Genomic DNA, 21,080 nt, shown 5'->3' with positions numbered 1-21,080 from the left:
GAATGGCGCGGACGCAACCGCAACTGGCTGCGTCCGGCCAAACGGGGCTGTGTGTCAGTGCGCCGTCTGCGAGACGGTGCTGCCGTTGACGCCGAACACGCTGAGCTGGCCGACGCCGGCGGAGTTGTTCTGCAGCGCGGGGGGCCCGAACGAGTTCTGGGTGATCGCGCTGGTGTTGTTGCCGAACGCCACCTGGCCGGTGGTCGCCGAGTTCTGCACGCCGACCTGGTTCACCGTGCTGCCGTTGTTGAGCGAGGCAGCGCCGGTCCCCTGCATCGTGGACGCAGTGTTCACGATGCCGAGCTGGCTGGTCGTCGAGCTGTCATTGGTGAGGCCGTTCTGCGTGACGGACGAGCCGTTCACGACGCCGACTTGCACCGTGGTCGAGGTGTTGGCGGCCTGTGCCGCGGAGGACAGGGCGAACAATGCAACGGAAGCAAAAAACAATTTACGCATGGAGTATCCCTTTCTGGCCAAGTTGTCTGACTGAATTTGGATGCCGTCTTGGAGGAGGCCGACATCGTAGGGATACTGTGAACCGATCGTGGCCAGCGCGACAGACTGCAGTTCATGCTAATCGGTACGGACTAGACATTGCGCGAGATGTCGGCACGTCGAAGCGCCGAAATAGCTGCTATCCCGTGCCGGCGCGAATCGTCTCGGCTTCGCGCCCCATGCTGTCGATCAGCCGCACCACTTCGATCGGCGTGCGCAGCTCCAGCTTTCGCATCATCCTGGCGCGATGGACCTTCGCCGTCACTTCGCTCACGCCGAGCCTGGCCGCGATCTGCTTGGCAATCAGCCCTTCGGCCATCAGCAGCATGATCTCGCGCTCTCTCGCCGTCAGCGTCTCGACGCGCTGGCGGGCTTCACGCACCACATCCTCGCGTTCCAGCCGCCTGCGGTCGCGCTCGATGCCGTGCCTGATCGCATCGAGGATCTCCTGCTCGCGAAACGGTTTTGGCAGAAACTCGACCGCGCCGCGCTTCATGGCCTCGACCGAGACGCGGACGTCGGAATGGCCGCTGATGAAGACGATCGGAATGGGCACGCCCGTCTCGGCGAGTCGGCGCTGAAGCTCGAGGCCGGTCGGTGACGTCCCGGGAAAGCGGACGTCGAGCACGAGGCACGACGGCCCGGGCGAAATACTCTCCGCGAGAAACTCTTCCGTCGAGGCGAACAATTTTACCTGGTGTCCGGTCTCCTCGCAGAGATTTCCGATCGCCGTTCGAATCTGAATCTCGTCGTCAACGACATAAACGGTGGCTTGACCTGAATTCATTGCAGCAAACTCCCCGGCTTGTGACTCGATGGGCGAGCAACGAGCCGTCCATTCTTCTTGCAAGCTAACAAGGTGCTTGGATGAATCTGCGGGGATCGAACAATCAGCGTCCGTCCACCGGTTCGACGTCTTAGGGCCAATGCACGCCGGAAGCGAGTGAAGGCGTTCACACTTCGGGCTTCTTGATTGCAGGGATCTCGCCGCGCCACAGGCGGCATCACGGCGAGGCGCGCTATCGCGAATATGACGATCCGGTATCGTGGCCGCAGCGTCGCCAACTGCGTCATGGCATTGCTACCCATGTGCCGGCTTGAACGCCCGCCACCGGCACTTTAGCCGGATCATACGGGACGTTCAGTCAGCTTATCGAGTTCGATACCGCGCGCATCTTATCGATACGACGGGTATGCATTTCCGGCAAATCACGAAACGTCGCACCCGCGGACTTTACTTCTGGATCATGTTGCGCACCCGACCGTCGCCCCGACGAGAACGACATACTGACGATCGATACTACCTTAGATAATTTACAACCATAGCGAGCTTGCCATTTTTTCCCGCAACGAAGCCATTTCAACCAGGCGGGTTTTGATATGCGATTTGTGCCAGCAATTGCCTTGCTCGGAACTGCATGCGGCCTCGCTGCGATCTACGCCGCAGGGCCAGCCGCCATCGCCGGCGCCGGGAGCGCGGCAGACACGGCGGCGCACGCCTTGGAATCGACCAGGCGCCTGCTCGTGCTCGCCGGACGCGAAGCTCCGACATTCGGGTCCGAGTCGCCCGTGTTCCGCTACGCCGCGATTCAGCGCGGCAGCATCGAGCAGACCGTCACGGTCACTGGTGCCCTGCAGCCGGTGAAGACGATCGAGGTCGGTTCCCAGCTGTCCGGGCAGCTCGCCCGGGTCTATGTCGATTTCAACGACACCGTCAGCAAGGATCAGCCGCTCGCCTTGATCGATCCGCGCAGCTTTGCGGCCAAGGTCGACGAAGCCAGGGCCGCCCTTGCCGTCTCCAATTCGCTGGTCGACATCGCCAGAGCCAAGCTCGATCGCGCCCGGATCGATCTGCAAAACGCGAGGGGCAGCCGGGACGTGCTCGTCGCCAAGCTCGAAAGCGCGCAGGCGGTGAAGTCCTCGGCGCAGAAGACCTTGCAACGGAAACTGGCGCTGCAATCGCAAAACGTAGTGGCGACGACGGCGGTCGACGATGCGCAGACCGAGTTCACCGCACGCCTCGCCCAGGAGCGCGAGGCCGAGGTCTTGATGTCCCTCAACTCCTATTCGGTTGAGGGGGCACAGGCCGACGTCCGCCGGATCGAGGCGGAGTTGCAACAGGCGCGAATGGCCGTGCCGGAGAAGGCGGCCGTTCTCGCCGCGGCCCAGGCCGATCTCGACCGCACCGTGATCCGCTCGCCGATCGACGGCGTCGTCGTCGGCAGGTTCGTCAACGAGGGCCAGACGCTCGCGGTCGGGCTGGAATCGCGCACCACCTTCGTGGTCGCCCACCGCCTCGAGGACATGGAGATTCATGCGCAGGTCGACGAAGCCGATATCGGCCGCATTGCGCCCGGCCAGCGCGCGCATTTCACCGTGGATGCCTACCCGGACCGCCGCTTCGAGGCGGTGGTGCGGCAGGTGCGCAAGGCGCCGCAGACCCAGCAGCACGTCGTCACCTACACCGTGGTCCTGGCGACCTCCAATCTCGACGGCGCGCTGCTCCCGGGAATGACGGCCCTGGTGAAGATCGTGATCGAGCGGCAGGACGACGTCCTGAAGGTGCCGCTCGCCGCACTCCGCTTCCAGCCCTCCGGCACGCGGCAGGATCCTGCTGCACGCAGCGGGGTGTGGGTGCGCACCGCGAGCGGCTCGCTCCAGCGCATCGCCGTGACGGTCGGCGCGGCCGGCACCGAACAAGTCGCCCTCAAGAGCGGAGATCTCGACGAGGGCAGCCAGGTTGCCGTCGGCCAGGCCATCCGTCCCGCGGGAATGGAATTTCTCGGAATCAGATTCGGATCATGACCGCCTCCCCGCCGCTCATCAGCCTCCAGTCGGTCGGCAGGACCTATCGCACCGACGGCGTGGCGGTCACCGCCGTCCGCAACGTCAGCTTCGACATCGCGCAAGGCGAGATCGTCGCCGTGATGGGTCCGTCCGGCTCCGGCAAGTCGACGCTGATGAACATGATCGGGCTGCTCGACCTGCCGAGCGAGGGCGCGGTCTATCTCGAAGGGGCCGATGTCGCCGATCTCTCGGAAGATCGCCGGTCGTCCTTGCGCGCCCGCAGCATCGGCTTCGTGTTCCAGTCCTACAATCTGCTCGCGCGTCACGATGCGATCGAGAACGTCGCGCTGCCGCTGGTCTATTGCGGCGTCGGTCGCAGGGAACGCCTGACGCGCGCCGAAGCGAGCCTTCAGGCCGTCGGCATGCTGCACCGGGCCCATCATTTTCCGCGGCAGCTCTCCGGCGGCGAGCAGCAGCGCGTCGCGATCGCGCGCGCCCTGATCGCCTCCCCGCTGATAGTGCTTGCGGACGAGCCGACCGGCGCGCTCGACAGCCGCACCGGCGCCGAGATCCTGGCGCTGTTCGCCGCGCTCAACCGGACCGGCCAGACCATCGTGATGATCACGCATGATCCCGGCATCGCCGCGCAGTGCCGCCGCACGATCCACCTGCATGACGGCGAGCTCGTCGCTGACGAGACGCCGGCGCCGGCCCTGCCGAAACGGAGCGCTGCGCCATGACGATGCTCCAGGGATTCCAGATCGCCCTGCACGCCCTCAGGCTCAATCCGCTGCGCAGCTTCCTGACCATGCTCGGCATCGTGATCGGCGTCGCCTCCATCGTAACGGTGTTTGCGATCGGTTCCGGCGCGCAACTGCGCCTGCAGGAACAGATCCGCTCGATCGGCGCCAACGTCCTGATGATCACCCCCGGCGCGGTCTACCAGGGCGGCGTGCGCCTCAAGGACGGCAGCAAGCTGACGATGACGGAGAGTGACGTGCAGGCCATCCTCGAGCAGATTCCGGAAGTCCAGGCCGCGGCCGGCTCGATTGCCGGAACGGCGCAGGTCATCCACGAGGGCAAGAACTGGAATACGACGATCAACGGCACGACGACGGGGCACTTCATGGTGCGCGACTGGCAGCTCGCGACCGGCCGCTATTTTTCCGGCACCGAGGAGGCCGGAGCCGGCAAGGTCGTGATCCTCGGCAGCACGGTCGCACGCGAGCTGTTCGCTCCCGGCGACGACCCCATCGGTGCGCAGATCCGGATCATGAAGGTCCCGTTAGAGGTGGTCGGCGTTCTCGATCGCAAGGGACCCGCGCAGGACGACGTCGCCTTCGTGCCGCTCGCCACCGCCAAGCTGCGCTTTCTCGGCAGTGCCAGCAACATCAACCGGGATTCGGTCGCCTACATCATCGCCAAGGTGGCCGGCGACGGACAGATGGCGGGGGCGCGATCGGAGATCGAGAACCTGCTGCGGCAGCGCCACCGTGTCCCCGCCGGCCAGGAAGACGATTTCAAGGTCCAGGATCCGGCCGCCGCCATGGAAGCGCAGCAGGGTGCGATCCGCACCGTCGCGCTCCTGCTCGTCGCCATCGCCTCGGTCTCGCTGCTCGTCGGCGGTATCAGCATCATGAATGTCATGATCGTGTCCGTCACCGAGCGCACGCGGGAGATCGGCATCCGCCGCGCGCTGGGCGGGCGGATGCGCGACATCCGTCTGCAGTTCCTCTGCGAGGCGCTCGTGCTCTGCCTGCTCGGCGGAGCCATCGGCGTCGCCGGCGGGGTCACGCTCTCGATGACGGTCGCCCGCATGGCAGGATGGGTCACCTCGATCGACGGGCAGGCGATCGGCCTTGCCCTCGCCTTCTCGATCGCGACCGGCCTCATCTTCGGTTTTTATCCCGCGCACAAGGCGTCCAAGCTCAGCCCGATCGAGGCGCTCAAGACGGAGTGACAACATGCTGGGAGTGGCCACATCAACCCGCAGTCCAGGGAGCAGCCAGCCATGAGCCGAGATCCGCAGGACTCGATTACACCGACGCCGCGCGAGCGCGAGCTGATGATGTTGATCGCACGGGGGATGCAGAACAAGAATATCGCCTACGAGCTCAAGATCTCAGAGAATACGGTGCGGGCGCATATCGGCAACATCATGCGCAAATACCGGCTTTCGAACCGAACGCAGATCGCGATCGTGTTTACCCTGCACGCAGCACCATCCTCGCTACGCCGCGATCTTGGCAGGGTCGACCGCCCTCCGACGGCGACAAAGCCCGCGCAAGCCCCTGCACCAAGGGTGCAGACCGCGACGGATTGAACGTCCCGGCCACAATCCCTTGCGTTGCCCGACAGGCAAAACACCCGAGCCCTGGGTCAACGCGTTTGGGCAAAAATATTCCACTTTACCGAAATTCGGAAATCGCGTATGTGTCGCGGCATCCCGGCCCAACGAAGAGGGGCGTATCGCGATCGTCACGAACGCGGGCCGGGTGGCGGTGGACGTGGGTCACATCGGCGCTGAGGGTTTTGCAGGGCGGGCAACCGTGAGCAAGACCGTCGCGCACACGACCGGTGGGATCCGCGTACGGCAAAATCGTGTGGTCCTGGCGCCCGGGGTCTGTGCGCCAAGTCTTGCGGTGATGTGGCGGTCCAACCGGGCACGCGCATCAGTCATCCACGAGGCGACGGGGGCAATAGTGCAACGCTCCCCGGGGAGAGTACGACATAAGCCGTAAAGCCACTGCGCAGGGAAGGCCGGGATGCTCCGGTTGCCCTGTTACCCGCTATGCATGAAGCGCACGCAATCTGCTCTTCGCATGGCGGTCGATGGGAGCCAACCGGCTCCCGGCCTTCCCTGCGCCCTCTTTCAAATGAGGGTGAGGCGACGAAGCAAAGCTCGGGCGAGATCAGCCGCGAGGATGCGAAGCTGCGCCGCGCTGTCTGTATGTCGAAAGCGAATAAGGAATGCTGCCACAAGCTCTATCCATCACCGTCACCCTGAGGTGCGCGCACTGCGGCGCGGCAGCGACGCAGTGCAAGCCTCGAAGGGCGACGGCCCGGCTGCACCAGCTCGGCCGTTTATCCTTCGAGGCTCCGCATGCGATGCGCTCGCATCGCACGCCTCGCACCTCAGGATGACGGGATGGATACTGTCAGTGGGGAGAGATTGTGGATGGCTTGACTTCGCGCTCCGGCGGACAAGCCGCTCGCAATGACGATGTTGATGCAGCTCTGCGCCAAACTCCGCTCTCGTGCCCCGGACGCTGCGCAGCGCCACTTCGGCGGTGCGCTGCAGAGCCGGGGCCCATGTGGCTGCGAACCGCGCGGCCCTCTGGGTCCCGGCTCTGCGCAGCAGCGTAAGAACGCTGCAGCGCGTCCGGGACACGAGACTGACAAGTCCCTCCCCCAACCCCTCTTGCATCGGCGACGGGCCTTGTAACAAAACCGTCACGCAGCGAAACTAAACGAACCGGGGGCCGCGGGTTGCGGCCGAGCCGCCTCGCAGGGAGATTTCGATGCGCCGTTCACTGGTGTTGCTGTCCGCCGGACTGACAGTGCTATCCACCGGATTTGCGTCTGCCCAGAACAACACGCCCCGCAATTTGATCCTGTTCATCCCGGACGGTCTGCGCGCGCTGAAGGTCAATCCCGACACGGCGCCCGCCATGGCCGAAATCCGCGACAAGGGCGTCAATTTCAAGAATCCGCACTCGCTATTCCCGACCTTCACCATGGCCAACGGCTCGGCGATGTCGACCGGTCACTATCTCGGCGATACCGGGGTGTTTTCCAATACGATCTGGACCAACTACACGTCCGTCCCGGCCGGCGACACCGTGGTCCCCTTCATCGAGAACGACGCCGTGCTCGGTGACATCGACGAGCATTTTAAGGGCGACTACCTCAACGAGGAGACCATCCTGAAGCTCGCCCGCGACAAGGGCCTCAGCACCGCCGCGATCGGCAAGGTCGGCCCGACCTATCAGTTCGACCACACCGACAAGCCCGAGAAGGCCGGCCTGCATTCAGTCGTGTTCGACGACGCCACCGGCGGCAAGAACGGGGTCGCGCTGTCGGACGAGGTGAAGGACGCCCTGACCAAGGCCGGCCTGCCCACCACCACGCCGCCGCGCGGTGACAATTCCAAGGCGGGCGATGCCAAGACGCCCGGCACGACCGTCGCCAACGTCGCGCAGCAGGCCTATTTCGCCGACGTCGCCACCAAGGTGGTGCTGCCGATGTTCAAGGCGCGCAACAAGCCGTTCGTGCTGGTGTTCTGGTCGCGCGACCCCGATGGCAGCCAGCACAACACCGGCGACAGCCTCAACCAGATCATGCCCGGCATCAACGGTCCGACCTCGATGGCCGGCATCAAGAACGCCGACACCAACCTCGCCCAGCTCCGCAAGGAGCTGGACGAGCTCGGGCTTGCGGCCTCGACCAACATCATCGTCTCCGCCGACCACGGCTTCTCGACCATCTCCAAGGAAAGCAAGACCAGCCCCTCGGCCAAGGTCAGCTATGACGACACGCCGAAGGACCTCCTGCCGATGGGCTTCCTGGCGCTCGACCTCGCCAAGGCGCTCGACCTGCCGCTGTTCGATCCCAACGACAAGAACGCGAGGATCGAGGGCAACAAGCATCCCAAGGCCGGCAACGGCGTGCTCGGCAAGGATCCGGAAAAGCCCGACCTCGTCGTCGCCACCAATGGCGGCTCGGACCTCGTCTATCTCCCGAACAAGGACAAGAAGCTGGCGGCCAAGGCCATCAAGGCGCTGCTCGCGCAGGACTACGTGTCCGGCCTGTTCGTCGAGGACTCGCTCGGCCGCTTCCCCGGCACCCTGCCACTGTCGAGCATCAATCTGCGCGGCAAGGCAGCGACGCCGACGCCTTCGATCGTCGTCAACTTCCGCTCCTATGCCAGCGATTGCGGCGAGGCGCCGACCAACTGCTCGGTGCAGGTCGCCGACACCGTGCTGCGCCAGGGCCAGGGGATGCATGGCAGCTTCAGCCGCGGCGACACCATGAACTTCATGGCGGCGATCGGCCCGGACTTCAAAGCCGGCTTCGTCGACGAGCTGCCGGTCAGCAATGCCGACGTCGGCATGACGGCCGCCCGGCTGATGGGCCTAAGCGCGACACAGAAAGGAGAGCTGGCCGGCCGCGTGATGTCGGAAGCCATGCCCAACGGCACCGTGCCGAAGGCTTTTGCCGGCACGATGAAGTCCAAGCCCGCGGAGGGCGGCCTGACCACCGTGCTGAACTTCCAGCGCGTCGGCAGCCAGCGCTATTTCGACGCCGCCGGCTTCCCGGGCCGCACGCTCGGCCTCGAGCCGGACGGCGGCAAACAAAAAACGGCGGGGAAATAACCCCGCCGTTCAAATGCTCCTCGTCAGAGGCGCGAAATCTTACATGCCGATGTCGAACACGTTCGGCAATTGGCCCGCCAGGGGCAGCGCGGTGGCGCCGAGGAACGTCGCCACCATCGCCATCAGGCGGCGGTTGTTGTGGCGCTTGCCGCGCATCTGGCCGGCGATCCACTCCAGCATCTCGCTGTTGACCTTGGAGGCATAGGACGGGGCCCAGCTCTCGATCTCGGCATCGGCCGACAGCGCGACGCTGCGCGGCGGCACTTTCAGGCCCGAGGCGCTTGCAGCATAGTGTGCAACCGCCTTGGCGAGCAGATCATCGAAGCGGCCGCCATCGGTGCGTTCAGTCGCGGCCTCGTTGATCTCGAACAGGACCTCGGCCTCAGCGCGGCTGACCGGCTGGTCGTTGACGGCGGTGGCGGTGAGGATGCGCGTGCACCAGGCGGTGTCATCGGCATCGAGCGAGCGGGAGAAATGGACCCGGCCCTTGGTGGTCGGGCCTTCGCCCGTGATCACGCCGTCGCGCACGATGGAGAGTGCATGGGCCGCGGTATCGCGGCAGGACGGTTCAAGGGACGGCGACTCAGCAGAGTTAGGCGCAGCGGCAGACATAGTTCACTTCCAGATTTCTTCTGATCGGCCAGCATTTTCATGCCGGCGTAAAGGGGTGGTTAAACGATTCGATACGGGGATCGCGACTTTTCTAGATGGTTGCCAATTGGTCGCTGTCAGGACCGTTTTGGTTCTAGACGCGCCGGGCGGGCGTGATGGAAGTCATAAAAGGCATTATCGGGGCGAGCGAGACCGTGTGACCCCGGGTGGAGCTGTTTCGCCGCAGGTGCGGGTGTAACAATAAGTTGCTAGAAAATCGGTCCTTCAAGGAAGGAATTCACATTTTACTTTAACCGGTTCAGTTGGCGTTCACTTGGCGTTGTAAGACCCCTATAATGAGGGGGACGGCCACAGACAAATTCTCCAGTATATTCAATGTGATGAGGTAGAACCATGACACTCCCGATCGGCACCACCGCACCCGACTTCGAAGCCGAGACCACCGAAGGGAAGATCAAGTTCCACGACTGGATCGGCAACAACTGGGCGCTCTTGTTCTCGCACCCCAAGGACTTCACGCCGGTTTGCACGACCGAGCTCGGCGCGCTCGCCAAGCTGAAGCCGGAATTCGACAAGCGCGGCGTCAAGCTGATGGGCCTCTCGGTCGATCCGGTCGACCGCCATGCCAAATGGTCGGAAGACATCAAGGAGACGCAAGGCGCGGCCCCGAACTATCCGATGATCGGCGACACCGATTACAATGTCTCGAAGCTCTACGGCATGCTGCCGGCCGCGATCTCGGGCGATCCCCTCACCCGCACCGCCGCCGACAACCAGACCGTCCGCAACGTCTTCATCATCGGGCCGGACAAGAAGATCAAGCTCGTGCTGGTCTATCCGATGACGACGGGCCGGAACTTCCAGGAGATCCTGCGCGTGATCGACTCGCTGCAGCTCACCGCCAAGCATCGCGTCGCGACGCCGGCCGACTGGAACCAGGGCGAGGACGTGATCATCGCGGGCTCGGTCTCCAACGACGAGGCCAAGACGATCTACCCGCAGGGCTGGAAAGAGCCGAAGCCCTACATCCGCATCGTGCCGCAGCCGAAGTAACAACGAACTGTCATTCCGGGGCGGTGCGAAGCACCGAACTATGGTGCGCCCTTGCACACCTGAGAATCTCGAGATCCCGGGTCTGGTCCTTCGGACCATCCCGGGATGACGGTGCAGCCAGCGTCAGGCCGCCCGCACGCGGTCCAGAAAACCGTCGACCTCGGCCTTCAGATGCAGGCTCTCGCCCGACAGCGCCTGGGCCGAGGCGAACATCCGGCTCGAGGTCTCGCCGGTCTCGCTGGCGCCCTTGGCGGCGTGGCGGACATTGACGGCGACATCGGCCGTGCCCGAGACCGCGGCGCGAACGCTTGCCACGATGTTGTGGGTCGCGCTTTTCTGCTGCTCGACCGCCGCCGAGATCGAGCCGGCGATGCCGCTGATGCGCTCGATGGTCTGGCCGATTGCCTTGATGGCGGCCACCGATTCCTCGGTCGCGAGCTGCATGCTGGCGATTTGGTTCGAGATTTCGTCGGTCGCCTTGGCGGTCTGGCCGGCCAGCGTCTTGACCTCCTGGGCCACCACCGCGAAGCCGCGACCCGCATCGCCCGCCCGCGCGGCCTCGATGGTGGCGTTCAGCGCCAACAAATTGGTCTGCTCGGCGATCGAGGTGATCAGCTTGACGACGTCGCCGATGCGCGCGCCCGCCTCGGAGAGCTGCGCGATGCGCTGATCGGTCGCCTCGGCCTGCTGCACCGCCTCGGCGGAAATCTGGTTGGACTCCTGCACGCGGCGGGTGATCTCGGAGATCGATTGAGACAGCTCGTCCGAGGCCGACGCCGCCGAACGCACGTGCTCGGAGGCGTTTTCGGACGCGCCTGCCGACTGCGCCGACAGGTCGGCCGTGGAGCGCGCGACATCGGTCAGCTGCCGCGCGGCGCGCTCGAACTCGCCTGACGAGGCCAGCACCTTGTCGAGGATGCCGCCGACGCTGCCGCGGAACTCCTCGACGAAGCTGCGCAGGTCTGATTTGCGCTGCTCGGCCGCCGCAGCCGTGGCGGCCGCCTGCTCGCTGCGCATCCGCGCCCGCTCCAGCGAATTGCTCTTGAATACCGCGACGGTGCGGGCGATCTCGCCGATCTCGTCGGCGCGATCCTCGCATTCGATCGCAACGTCGCTCTGGCCGTTGGCAAGCGCGGTGAGCGAGTGCGTGACCGAGGTGAGCGGCCGGGTGATGCGGCGGACGACCAGCAGGGTCAGGACCAGCACCAGAAGCGCGGCGAGGCCCGCGGCCGCTGCCATGCTCTCGATCGCCTGGGCCAGCATGCTCTCGTACTGGATCATGGGGATGCCGACGTAGAGAATGCCGACGACCTTGCCGGCCGCGTCCGCGATCGGGAAATAGGCGGTCATGAACGATTTGCCGAACAGCGTGGCCGGCCCCTTATAGGCCTCGCCACGGCGAAGCGGCGCCTGCCCCGGATGATCGGCGGCAAGCTGGGTGCCGACGGCGCGGTCGCCGTTTTCCTTTTTCACGTTGGTGGAACGTCGCACGAACTGCCCGCTCGCATCGTCGAACACGAACAGGGTCGCATTGCCGCCGACATAGGACACCGCGCGATCGACGATGGCGTGGTCCTTGAAGTCAGGCATTTTGGGGATCTCGGCGCGCGCCACCGTGCCATCCTTCATCGTAATCTTGGCGGCCGGAACGGTCTCCGTGAAGGCCAGTGCCAGCGTGCGCAGGTTGACCTCGATGTCGCGCAAGGCGCGATCGTTGAAGGCGGATGTCAGCGACCAATAGCCGGCGCCGACCACAAGCGCGGTGTTCACGCCGATCAGCAGCACGGCACACAGAACGGCCTTCGTGCCGAGCTTGAACTGCGGCAAGAACTTCAGAATCTTGAACATGAATGGAACAACCCCCGTAATTCCTGCATAATGGTGCAGTCGGCTTACGGCCGCATTAACGACAGTTCACACCGCCGCGCGCGGCATGGTTTCCAAATCGTAAACGAGGACACCCCTGACCACGCCGAGCGCGCCTGTCATCGTCTGGTTTCGCGATGACCTTCGTTTGTCCGACCATCCGGCCCTCCATGCTGCCGTGAAAACCGGTGCGCCGGTGGTCTGCCTCTATGTGCTCGACGACGCTGTCGGACGCCCGCCGGGCAGCGCAGCACGCTGGTGGCTGGCGCAGTCGTTGCGGGCGCTTGGCGCCGAGATTGCCACGCGCGGCGGATCGCTGATCCTGCGCAGGGGACCGGCGGCCAAGGTCGTCGCAGAATTGGCCCGCGAAAGCGGTGCCCGCGCCGTCTACTGGAATGGAATTGCGCAGGCACCGCATCAGGCGGTTGAGCGGCAGCTCGAAGCCGCACTGGCAAAGCTTGGCATCGACTCGCAAGGCTTCCCCGGCGATCTCCTCGTCCCACCCTCGGCGATCCGCAACAAGGAAGGCCGGGGCTTGCGCGTGTTCACGCCGTTCTGGCGGCGCGTGCTGTCGCTCGGCGATCCACCAAAGCCCTTGCCTGCGCCGAAGCGGCTGCGCCCCGGTCCAAAGGTCGCCAGCGATCGCCTTGAAAGCTGGCAGCTCGAGCCGACCAGCCCGGATTGGGCGGGCGGCCTGCGCGAGACATGGACCCCGGGCGAAGCCTCCGCGCGGGCACGCCTGCGCGACTTCCTCAAGCACACCGCGCGCCGCTATGTCGGCGATCGCGATCGGCCGGATCGGGACGGCACCTCAAGCCTGTCACCGCATCTGCGCTTCGGCGAACTCAGCCCGCGCCAGGTCTGGCACGCGGCGCGCTTCGCCGCGGATGAAGGTCCGGCGCTCGGGCCCGGCATCGAAAAGTTCCTGAGCGAGCTTGGCTGGCGCGAATTCTGCCGTCACCTGCTCCACGACCATCCCGACCTCGCCACCGAAAACCTGCAGACGAACTTCGACGGCTTCCCCTGGAAGAGCGACAAGAAAGCGCTTGCGGCCTGGCGGCGCGGCCGCACCGGCTATCCGATCGTCGATGCCGGTCTGCGCGAGCTCTGGCACACCGGGGTGATGCACAACCGGGTCCGGATGGTGGTGGCGTCGTTCCTGGTCAAGCACCTCTTGATCGACTGGCGCGAGGGCGAAGCCTGGTTCTGGGACACGCTGGTCGACGCGGATGCCGGCAGCAATCCCGCCAACTGGCAATGGGTCGCCGGCTGCGGCGCCGACGCGGCGCCCTATTTCCGCGTGTTCAATCCGCAGCTCCAGGGCGAGAAGTTCGATCCGGATGGAACCTACGTTAGGCGCTGGGTGCCGGAGTTGAAGGACACGCCGACCACGCTGATCCACCGGCCCTGGCAGGCCACGCCGATCGAGCTTGCGAGCGCGGGCATCACGCTCGGCAAGACCTATCCGCAGCCGATCGTCGAACATGCCAGGGGACGCGAGCGTGCGCTCGCCGCCTACGCAAAGCTCCGCAAAGGTTGAGCGCTGCTTTGACACAATTTCGAAACCCGCTATCGTCATCGCTCCAATCAAACCGCGGGGGACGCAATGGACGACGACAAGCCGATCACCGAACAGGCGATGGAGACGATCACCACAGCCGTGGAAGCGACCAAGGACGCGGCGGTCACCGCCGTCAAGAAGGTCAGGAAAGCCGCCAAGAAGGTCGCGAAGAAAGTAGCGCCGAAGAAGGCCTCCAAGAAGAAGGCCAAGAAAGCCTCGAAGAAGAGTTCGAAGAAGGCTGCAAAGAAGTCGTCGAAGAAGGCGGCCAAGAAAACTGCAACGAAGGCCGCGAAGAAGACCGCCAAGACAACGGCCAAGAAAGCCACCAAGTCGAAAAAGAAGGCTCGGAAGGCCAAGCGCTGATCGGGGCGCTCGACCAGGTCTCCGGGTGCGTGCGCGCCCGGAGACAAGCCCGGGATACCCTACCCCCGCGGCCTGGATGCGCGCCGGCCCGGGTGATGCTCTCCCTTCGGATCACGGAATTCGCTGCGATGACCGCGGCGGTCCTCGGCCTTGAAGCGCCGCCGCTTTTCCGGTGAGCCGAACTGCTTGATCAGCCGCCTGCCATTGACCTTCTTGATGACGTAGCCACCCTCTGTCATCGAGAATGGCGCCTTGAGCGATCCCATATGGTCGAATTTTGTGCCGCGGGGATGCTCGAAGGGCTCGAACCAGGACGGATAGACGAAGTTCGACATCGGGAAGCCGTTGACGAGAAAAGAGTCCTCCTCCACGGCGTCGCAGACCTCATAGGCATATTGGGTGTGGCGGGTCTGGTCGGCCCACAGATTGGCCATGGGGTCCAGCACCATCTCGAACAGCTCGTGCGATGCCGCCAGGCTGACGGGCTCGTCGCCCAGCGCCTTGACGAAGATCTTCGAGATCGGCTGCCCCCGATGCGTCAGCTCGTGCCGTCCGAGGAAGTTCTTGTGGGTGGCGTCGTCAAAATAGACGAGCTGCCAGTCCGTCGGCTTCGGCTTGTGGGTGACGTCGAGATCGATGGGGTAGCCCCAGACGGGGAGGAAATGCTCGTCGTAGCATTTCTGGAGCGCGGCTGTGAGCTTGGCCATCATCCGGTCGCTCATCATCTCCTCCGCGTAGTTGATGCAGGCAATCCGGACCGGCTTCAACGATCTGCCGAGCAGCGCGCGCCTCGCCTTCTTCATGAAAATCACCGTGTGAATGTGAAGCTGAAATGCGTTCAGCCTAACATGAACCTGCCGCGCACGTCAGGGATGTATCCCGACGCCCCGCCACTTCCGCCTAGAAGCGCCGGTTGACGACGAACACGGCGGCCGCGCACATCCCCATGCCGGCAATCGCCAGCGCGTCGAGCTTCTCGCCGAACAGCAGATAGGCCATCAGCGCGGTCACGGCGGGCACCAGATAGAACAGGCTCGCGACCGAGGTCGCCGCGGCGTGGCGGATCAGCCAGTACAATAGCCCGATCGATCCGATCGAGAGCGCCACCGCGAGCCAGCCGAGCGCGAGCACGAACTCCCGCGTCCAGTGCACCACGCGGTCTTCGAACAGGAAGGCCCCGATCGCGAAGAAGATGGTGACGGACACATATTGCACGAGATTGCCTGCGCGCCAGTCGATCTGGTTGCAGTAGCGGCGCTGATAGAGCGTGCCGAGGGTGATGCTGATCAGGGAGACGACCGAGGCAAGCCAGCCAAGCCCGGCTTCACCGGTCATGGGACGGTTGTGCAGGATCAGCACCACGCCGCCGAGACCGAGCACGAGCCCGGCCCATTGCACCGGCGTCACCTTCTCGCCGAGCCAGCGGTTGGCGATGGTCGAGGTCAGGATTGGCTGCAGGCCCGGAATCAGCGCGGAGAGCCCGGCGGGGATCGAATGCGCGATCGCGATCGCGGTGCCGCCGAGATAGAAGCCGTGGACAAGAATGCCGGCGACTGCGCTATGCGCGATGCCGGTGCGATCAGGCCATTTCGGCCGCGCGATCGCCACGATGATCGCCATCAGGCCGACCACGATCGCCATGCGGATGGCGAGATAGGTCAAGGGATCGGCATTGTTGACGACGTATTTGGTGCCGATGAATCCGGTGCTCCAGAGCAGCACGAACAGGATCGGCGCGGCGCGGGCGGTCAGGGCTTCTTGATTATGATTCATTGCCGCCCTCATTGCCCCAGCGGGGGCTATGCGGCAATGCGAATTTCGTGCGGACGATGCTGCGATGCGACGGACGATTGCGGCTCAGCTCAGCCGCTCACCATTCTTCCGGACAGGGGTCGATGATCTTCCAGAGCTCGACGCCGTTCTTGATCTTTTTCATGTCGGTGGTGAGCCCGCCATTGCGGCGGATCCAGTCCTTCACCTTGTCGGGGTAGTAGGACATCAGGTCGGACGTCCCCTCGGAGCTGGTGACCTTGATGCCGAAGGTGAAGGCCTTGTCGTAATAGGCTTGGTGAAAGCCGAGGCTGGCGCGGGGCGTCACGCAGATCTTGTTCATCGGCACGATGCCGAGCACCAGCGTGCAGGCCGAGTTGCAGATGCCGTCGATGATGACGCGCTCGCCCTTCTCGCGGACGCGCTTGTACTTGGTCTTGTATTCCTCGACATAGCCGCCGTGGTCGCGGGTGATATGCAGCTCTGCCCGCGCCGGCGCGGCGGCGGCGATGGAGAGCAACAGCAGGCTCAGAAGCGTGATGCGCATGGCGGCGTGACGGCGAAAGCCTTCAGGAATGGACCGGCCTCGCAGGACCCGCGAAATGAGCCCCTGGGCCGGCAACAGGATTCTTAACCGAATAGTCTTTGGTCATACTTGTGTGGGGAATTCGTTAAGCATCCCGAAAAGGCCAAAAATGGGCAGCCTTCGGCCGCATGTCGGGCAATTCTGTCACACCCACCCGGGAATCTGAGGGATTGGCCCCGATTTCCAGGCGCCGGACGGGTGCCCTGGAGGTCCGAAGTGGCTATAGATGGCTGACCACTTCGCGCGGGTTCCGGAGAATCGAGATGAGCAAGTTGACGCTTGTAGCCGCGGTTGCTGCCCTGTCGGCCGCAATCCTAGCCCCTGGCCTCGCGGAGGCGCGGGGTCATCACCGGCACTACCGCCATTACGCCAATCCGCTGCCCTACCCGATCAGCTATCTGCACAATTACGGCCCCGGCATCACCCCCGGCACTTTCGCCTTTTACGACGGCCCATCCACCAACCATTGCTATCAGAGTGCCGCCGCCTATGTCGGCCAGGACCGCCGCCGGCACCCCTGCTACTGAGGGCGCTGGCGCGGCCTCTGCGGGCGCCTCTATTTGGCGGCGCCCGACAGCAGCAATTGCCTCTCGATCTCGTAGACCGGCAGCTTGACGAGGTCCTTGCCGACCTCGGCCCGCAGCGCCTTGCGCATAATGTCCGAATAATCGGCGCGGATCATCCCGAGCGCGCGCGGTGAGGCTACCATGGTCAGGGCCGTGGTCTCGCCAGAGCTGACAGCCGCATCGAGCCGGCCGGCAAGGCTGCGCAGGAAGGCGCGCTCGGCCTCATCGTGCCAATCGGTCTGCTCGGCCGAGCTGCGCACGCCGCCGGCAGCGGCATGCAGGCGGCCCGGCGCGTCGCTCCCTTGCGCGCTGGTCAGGGGATTGGGCTGCTCGTGCACCTCCCTAGTGTGAAGGTTCGGAAACATCTCGTCGCCGAGGTTTTCCAGAATGAGCGCCTTGCGCCCATCGCACACGACCAGCCAGCCGCCCTTGTCTAATCTCATCTTGTCCATTGCACAGCTCCAAGCAACCCGTGAGCCCGCCCTTCGAATTCGTCGAAGGCTGGCCACGCGACAAGTCTACGAACGAAGCCCCGACGGCGAATTGCGCAGGATCAAGAACCGCATCGATGTCCTGCGGGGCCATCGCAGCGCGGGCCGCAGCATTGGTCACTCGCGCGAACCTGGGATAGTCTGGCGGGGTCGAGGTCAGCCTGCGGCGGACCGGCTGAAGATTTGTTCATCAGCATTACATTTCGGTTCCGCCACAATTTGATCAGAACAACTTCGATATCCTGGATCGCGTCAGCGGAGGAAGACATCATGAATCTCAAGATCGGCCTCGTCGCCGCAGCCCTGTTCGGCGCCATGTTCGGTGCTTTGGCGACATCGCCGGCGGCGTCTGCCATGCCCATCGCGCCCGCGCCTGCAACGCCGCAGGCCTCCGGCATCGAGCAGGTCCGCATGGTCTGCGACGCCTGGGGGCGCTGCTTTTGGCGTCCGAACTACTATGGGTATTACGGGCCCCGGCCGTATTACGGCCCCCGGTATTATGGGCCGCGCTATTACGGTTACGGTCCACGCTATTATGGCCCACGCTATCGCCGCTGGTGACATCTGGAGGGGCCCTCGGGGCCCCTTCGCTTTTGCGAGATCATTCCTTGCGCCGTCATCGCCGGCTTGGAGCGATTCCGAAACTGATCCAGATCAAAGATGAAATCGGCCCGCACCGTCATTCTACGGCGATGGCGGACTTGATCGTTTTCCGATGCCCCCAGACGGGCATGAACGTACAGACGGATCTTGAGAAGCAGCTGAGGCAGGAGAGACGGAGCTTTGCATCCTTCGCCTGTCCCGCCTGCACACGGCTGCATTTCATCGACCTCGCCTCCGGCCAGCCGATGAGCCGGGAACGTTGATGGTGGCATTGATCTGACGGACGTCATGGCATGACGTCCGCAATACTACGGCCTGAAATTCGGTTTACTGAAACGCGATGTTTCGCCATTGATGGCGGTGTATCGACGTTCATTTGATTGTCACATTTCAGCAGCCGGCCAGACCCATGTTGTTCGACGCCCTCGCTCCGTCCTCCGCCCTTCAACTGATCGGCTTTGCCGACGTCGATGCGTTTCGGCCGATCGAGACGATGGAGGACGCCAGAAGCATTCCGCTCGACATTCCGAACTTCGCCGCGGCCCGCGCCGTCGTCTCCCTGCCGGCGTGCCGCATCATCATGATGAGATCGTTCGCGCGCATCCTCGACACCGCCTATCGGATGCCGGGCGGAATGGTGATCATGTCCATGACCGACGACCTCCAGGTCAACTTCAAGGGCTTGGATCTCGACGCGCGCTTCTTCGTGACGCTCCGCGGCAACGATGAATGCCACTTCGTCGAGCCTCAGACCAATCATCATGCAATGATCATCTTCTCCCCCGAGCTCAGAGACCGGGGCTGGTTCGATCAGGCCGACGATTTGCGGGCTCATGTCGCGAACCGGCCCGCCCTGCTGCACACGCGGCAGCTCCTGCTCGACATCCTGCGAACCGCCTCAATGCAGCCGCTCCTGTTCGAGACCACCGAGGCGGCGGCCCATCTGCAGGAGGGCCTGCTGCTCGCACTCGACGATCTGTTTCAGATCGATTCGATGTCGGATCGGAGCGCCTCGGTCCAGGGCGAGCGTTCGATCAAGCTTGTAGAGCGGATCGACGATTACCTCGCAGCCCATCCGACCGTACCGATCTATACCGCCGATCTCGCCGGCGAGTTCGGCGTCTCGATCCGCACCCTCGGCGGCGCAGTCAGCAAGGTGCGTGGCATGAGCCTGCACCAGTACATTCGCCTCAAGCGGCTGTGGGCGACCCGCGCCCGCCTGCTCAAGGGCGGCGGCGCCACCGTTGCCATATGTGCGCGCGCGCAGGGCTTCCATCACATGGGCGAGTTTGCCGCGGCTTACCGCGCGACGTTCCACGAGGCCCCGTCTGACACGCTGGCCCGCGGCCGGCGCAGCCGTATCCCGTCAGCCTGACGGGCGCGCAAGCCGCTGGAAGGCTTCCCCGCACCAGTGCAGGTTCGGAGAATAGTGTGTCCGTGACTTTCGGGTCTAAGCTGACGTATGACCTATTCGCGAGCGCCTTTCGACAAGCCTTATCGAAGGATACCTGATCTACGCACCGCCCAGACACGCTCCAAGGCCACAAAACGCAACGTTATTCGTGCAGCATCGCATGCGTCTATCGTGGCGAGATGACCGCACGAGATGGAGGTCTGTTAGCCACAGTAAGATACCCGGCTGCCCCAGGGCATCTGTCAGCCAGGGCAGACCATTAAGCTTTCCGAAGTGGAGCGGTGTTGCCCGTCTCGGACGCTGCGTCACGACGATTGCTCTTCTTTAGGGCCTCAATGAGGTCGATGACATTATCGCCACGACGTAGCGCCAGCTTGGGCTGCTCTCCAGAAGCCTTGCGGCGCGGCTTGGGTGCCGCTTGCAACGTGCGCGGATCAAACCCAGCCGACATCTTCGTTACGATGTGCTTGGCGAGGCCGAGCATCTCCTCGGTAATGTTCGTATTCGAGATCATGCCGAATAGTTCGCTGGGATCGCGCACCTGATCAATATTCCGCAAAAGCGTCGCAACCATGCCAACTCCTCGAGGTCCAAGAGCGAATGCGTGCCGTCCGAGGGTGGCGATGGCAACCAATTCGTTGGCAACCATTGCTTCACGAATGACCCCGTATGCGTCATGCCCCACTCGTCCCGCAGGGACGAGGTAGTACGACCCTGCACAATAGACCGGATCGATATCACCCACCGGCGCGAAGCTCTTGATTTCGATGGTGACCTCATTGTCCAGTTCGAGATTAGGCGCGTCTTCCGTTGCCGGTTGAAGCTCGACGGGGCAAGTCACCAGCGCGAGTCGCAGGAACCCATCGAAAGCGAACTCAGGGCGCTGGACCTCCTGCGTTGGCACTGGCGGGCTTAGCTTTTCCTCCAGCGCACTTGTCACGAACGAATTGAGCGTCACGTCCTCCCGTGCGGCTGCGAATGCTGCCTGCCGGTGCAGATCTGGGGGCACTCGGACATTGAACAGCCCCTTGAATGGTTTCGCCGGCTCTTTGCCCACCTCCGCGCAAGTCGCGAGATAATCCTCGACCAACTCGGCAAAAGCGGCCTCGACATCGGCTGCGCTCTCGACTTCTGTCGTGATCAGGTCGTCGATATGCAGCACGCGGATGAGGAGTTTGTTGTCCTCAAAATCGACCGACCCTTGGTAGTCGCGATAACGCACGGTGCTCATATCAGACCCAAATTCTCGAGTTGTTCTTGCAGACGGCGAACCATCGTCGGTCTCATCTCGCCATCGTGCGGCTCGTCGAGCCAGATCATCGCCTTCGTTATGCGATGCATGAACTTCCGCCTGCTCCCGCCGGTCTTTCCGGCCCTGAGCTGCTCGAAGCCCATGCCGGTGATCAGCCGTTCAAAATCGCGATAGCGAAACGTCCCTCGGCAGTCCCCGAATGAATGCTTCAGCTTGTCTGTCTGCGACATGCCCCCCGCCCGCAAGATGTAACTAAAAAACAGTTACAACATATGGCCTCCATTAT

General features: G+C 63.9%; 22 protein-coding genes. 12 read left to right on the top strand and 10 right to left on the bottom strand.

Annotated elements, in window-relative coordinates:
• Nucleotides 1–54 precede the first annotated feature (54 nt).
• Both GGD66_RS22980 and GGD66_RS22975 read right to left on the bottom strand, forming a co-directional pair.
• The gene (locus GGD66_RS22980) at nucleotides 55–456 is read right to left on the bottom strand and encodes a hypothetical protein (protein ID WP_026202398.1); all 402 of its coding nucleotides are present in this window, start codon (nucleotides 454–456) and stop codon (nucleotides 55–57) included.
• A 178-nt stretch (nucleotides 457–634) separates the two neighbouring features.
• Nucleotides 635–1,282, bottom strand: coding sequence for a response regulator transcription factor (locus GGD66_RS22975; protein WP_018320676.1), 648 nt, complete (start codon nucleotides 1,280–1,282; stop codon nucleotides 635–637).
• 593 nt (nucleotides 1,283–1,875) lie between these two features.
• On the opposite strand from GGD66_RS22975, the gene GGD66_RS22970 reads away from it, so the two are divergent.
• The 5 genes from GGD66_RS22970 (at nucleotide 1,876) to GGD66_RS22950 (ending at nucleotide 8,657) form a co-directional block, all read left to right on the top strand.
• A complete protein-coding gene (locus GGD66_RS22970; RefSeq protein WP_183259074.1) occupies nucleotides 1,876–3,300 on the top strand; it encodes an efflux RND transporter periplasmic adaptor subunit in 1,425 nt (474 codons plus the stop codon).
• Nucleotides 3,297–4,022: an ABC transporter ATP-binding protein gene (locus GGD66_RS22965; protein WP_183259073.1), complete on the top strand. Its 726-nt coding sequence runs from the start codon at nucleotides 3,297–3,299 to the stop codon at nucleotides 4,020–4,022. Before GGD66_RS22970 ends, GGD66_RS22965 begins: the two co-directional genes overlap by 4 nt.
• A complete protein-coding gene (locus GGD66_RS22960) occupies nucleotides 4,019–5,242 on the top strand; it encodes an ABC transporter permease (RefSeq protein ID WP_018320679.1) in 1,224 nt (407 codons plus the stop codon). Before GGD66_RS22965 ends, GGD66_RS22960 begins: the two co-directional genes overlap by 4 nt.
• Nucleotides 5,243–5,293: 51 nt before the next feature.
• A complete protein-coding gene (locus tag GGD66_RS22955; protein WP_018320680.1) occupies nucleotides 5,294–5,605 on the top strand; it encodes a response regulator transcription factor in 312 nt (103 codons plus the stop codon).
• Between the two features lie 1,198 nt (nucleotides 5,606–6,803).
• Complete coding sequence (locus GGD66_RS22950) at nucleotides 6,804–8,657, top strand: alkaline phosphatase family protein (protein WP_183259072.1); 1,854 nt, start codon at nucleotides 6,804–6,806, stop codon at nucleotides 8,655–8,657.
• A 39-nt stretch (nucleotides 8,658–8,696) separates the two neighbouring features.
• On the opposite strand, the gene GGD66_RS22945 is transcribed toward GGD66_RS22950, so the two are convergent.
• Nucleotides 8,697–9,269 carry a hypothetical protein gene (locus GGD66_RS22945; RefSeq protein WP_177237282.1) on the bottom strand — a complete coding sequence of 191 codons (573 nt, stop codon included), beginning with the start codon at nucleotides 9,267–9,269 and terminating at the stop codon, nucleotides 8,697–8,699.
• Between the two features lie 393 nt (nucleotides 9,270–9,662).
• Here GGD66_RS22945 and GGD66_RS22940 point away from each other — a divergent pair, with 393 nt between their 5' ends.
• Complete coding sequence (locus tag GGD66_RS22940) at nucleotides 9,663–10,322, top strand: peroxiredoxin (RefSeq protein ID WP_018322333.1); 660 nt, start codon at nucleotides 9,663–9,665, stop codon at nucleotides 10,320–10,322.
• 123 nt (nucleotides 10,323–10,445) lie between these two features.
• On the opposite strand, the gene GGD66_RS22935 is transcribed toward GGD66_RS22940, so the two are convergent.
• Nucleotides 10,446–12,170: a methyl-accepting chemotaxis protein gene (locus tag GGD66_RS22935; RefSeq protein WP_183259071.1), complete on the bottom strand. Its 1,725-nt coding sequence runs from the start codon at nucleotides 12,168–12,170 to the stop codon at nucleotides 10,446–10,448.
• Between the two features lie 166 nt (nucleotides 12,171–12,336).
• On the opposite strand from GGD66_RS22935, the gene GGD66_RS22930 reads away from it, so the two are divergent.
• Both GGD66_RS22930 and GGD66_RS22925 read left to right on the top strand, forming a co-directional pair.
• Complete coding sequence (locus tag GGD66_RS22930) at nucleotides 12,337–13,728, top strand: deoxyribodipyrimidine photo-lyase (protein WP_246788957.1); 1,392 nt, start codon at nucleotides 12,337–12,339, stop codon at nucleotides 13,726–13,728.
• 66 nt (nucleotides 13,729–13,794) lie between these two features.
• A complete protein-coding gene (locus tag GGD66_RS22925; protein WP_183259070.1) occupies nucleotides 13,795–14,112 on the top strand; it encodes a histone in 318 nt (105 codons plus the stop codon).
• 59 nt (nucleotides 14,113–14,171) lie between these two features.
• On the opposite strand, the gene GGD66_RS22920 is transcribed toward GGD66_RS22925, so the two are convergent.
• The 3 genes from GGD66_RS22920 to GGD66_RS22910 form a co-directional block, all read right to left on the bottom strand.
• Nucleotides 14,172–14,915 (bottom strand): hypothetical protein, encoded by a 744-nt coding sequence (locus tag GGD66_RS22920; protein ID WP_183259069.1) that lies wholly within the window; start codon nucleotides 14,913–14,915, stop codon nucleotides 14,172–14,174.
• 97 nt (nucleotides 14,916–15,012) lie between these two features.
• Complete coding sequence (locus GGD66_RS22915; protein WP_183259068.1) at nucleotides 15,013–15,885, bottom strand: DMT family transporter; 873 nt, start codon at nucleotides 15,883–15,885, stop codon at nucleotides 15,013–15,015.
• 97 nt (nucleotides 15,886–15,982) lie between these two features.
• Nucleotides 15,983–16,429 (bottom strand): hypothetical protein, encoded by a 447-nt coding sequence (locus GGD66_RS22910; RefSeq protein WP_183259067.1) that lies wholly within the window; start codon nucleotides 16,427–16,429, stop codon nucleotides 15,983–15,985.
• 302 nt (nucleotides 16,430–16,731) lie between these two features.
• Between GGD66_RS22910 and GGD66_RS22905 the strand changes: the two genes are divergently transcribed.
• On the top strand, nucleotides 16,732–16,995 hold the full coding sequence (locus GGD66_RS22905) for a hypothetical protein (protein ID WP_018322326.1): 264 nt from the start codon (nucleotides 16,732–16,734) through the stop codon (nucleotides 16,993–16,995).
• Nucleotides 16,996–17,024: 29 nt separating this feature from the next.
• Here the strand turns inward: GGD66_RS22905 and GGD66_RS22900 are convergent, their stop codons facing one another.
• Entirely contained in the window at nucleotides 17,025–17,486 is a 462-nt protein-coding gene (locus tag GGD66_RS22900; RefSeq protein ID WP_092260144.1) for a host attachment protein, read from the bottom strand.
• Nucleotides 17,487–17,795: 309 nt separating this feature from the next.
• Between GGD66_RS22900 and GGD66_RS22895 the strand changes: the two genes are divergently transcribed.
• From GGD66_RS22895 to GGD66_RS22885, 3 genes are all read left to right on the top strand, one after another.
• The gene (locus tag GGD66_RS22895) at nucleotides 17,796–18,086 is read left to right on the top strand and encodes a hypothetical protein (RefSeq protein WP_038950354.1); all 291 of its coding nucleotides are present in this window, start codon (nucleotides 17,796–17,798) and stop codon (nucleotides 18,084–18,086) included.
• 47 nt (nucleotides 18,087–18,133) lie between these two features.
• Nucleotides 18,134–18,391 (top strand): hypothetical protein, encoded by a 258-nt coding sequence (locus GGD66_RS22890; protein WP_183259157.1) that lies wholly within the window; start codon nucleotides 18,134–18,136, stop codon nucleotides 18,389–18,391.
• 146 nt (nucleotides 18,392–18,537) lie between these two features.
• Nucleotides 18,538–19,503: an AraC family transcriptional regulator gene (locus GGD66_RS22885; protein WP_183259066.1), complete on the top strand. Its 966-nt coding sequence runs from the start codon at nucleotides 18,538–18,540 to the stop codon at nucleotides 19,501–19,503.
• Between the two features lie 298 nt (nucleotides 19,504–19,801).
• Here GGD66_RS22885 and GGD66_RS22880 read toward each other — a convergent pair whose 3' ends face one another.
• The gene (locus GGD66_RS22880; RefSeq protein ID WP_183259065.1) at nucleotides 19,802–20,773 is read right to left on the bottom strand and encodes a toxin-antitoxin system HicB family antitoxin; all 972 of its coding nucleotides are present in this window, start codon (nucleotides 20,771–20,773) and stop codon (nucleotides 19,802–19,804) included.
• Nucleotides 20,770–21,024, bottom strand: coding sequence for a hypothetical protein (locus tag GGD66_RS22875; RefSeq protein WP_183259064.1), 255 nt, complete (start codon nucleotides 21,022–21,024; stop codon nucleotides 20,770–20,772). The genes GGD66_RS22880 and GGD66_RS22875 overlap by 4 nt, the downstream gene beginning before the upstream one ends.
• Nucleotides 21,025–21,080 lie beyond the last annotated feature (56 nt).

It is taken from the genome of Bradyrhizobium sp. CIR48, assembly GCF_014198315.1.
Taxonomy (GTDB): domain Bacteria; phylum Pseudomonadota; class Alphaproteobacteria; order Rhizobiales; family Xanthobacteraceae; genus Bradyrhizobium.
This window is presented reverse-complemented; position numbering and strand designations above follow the sequence as displayed.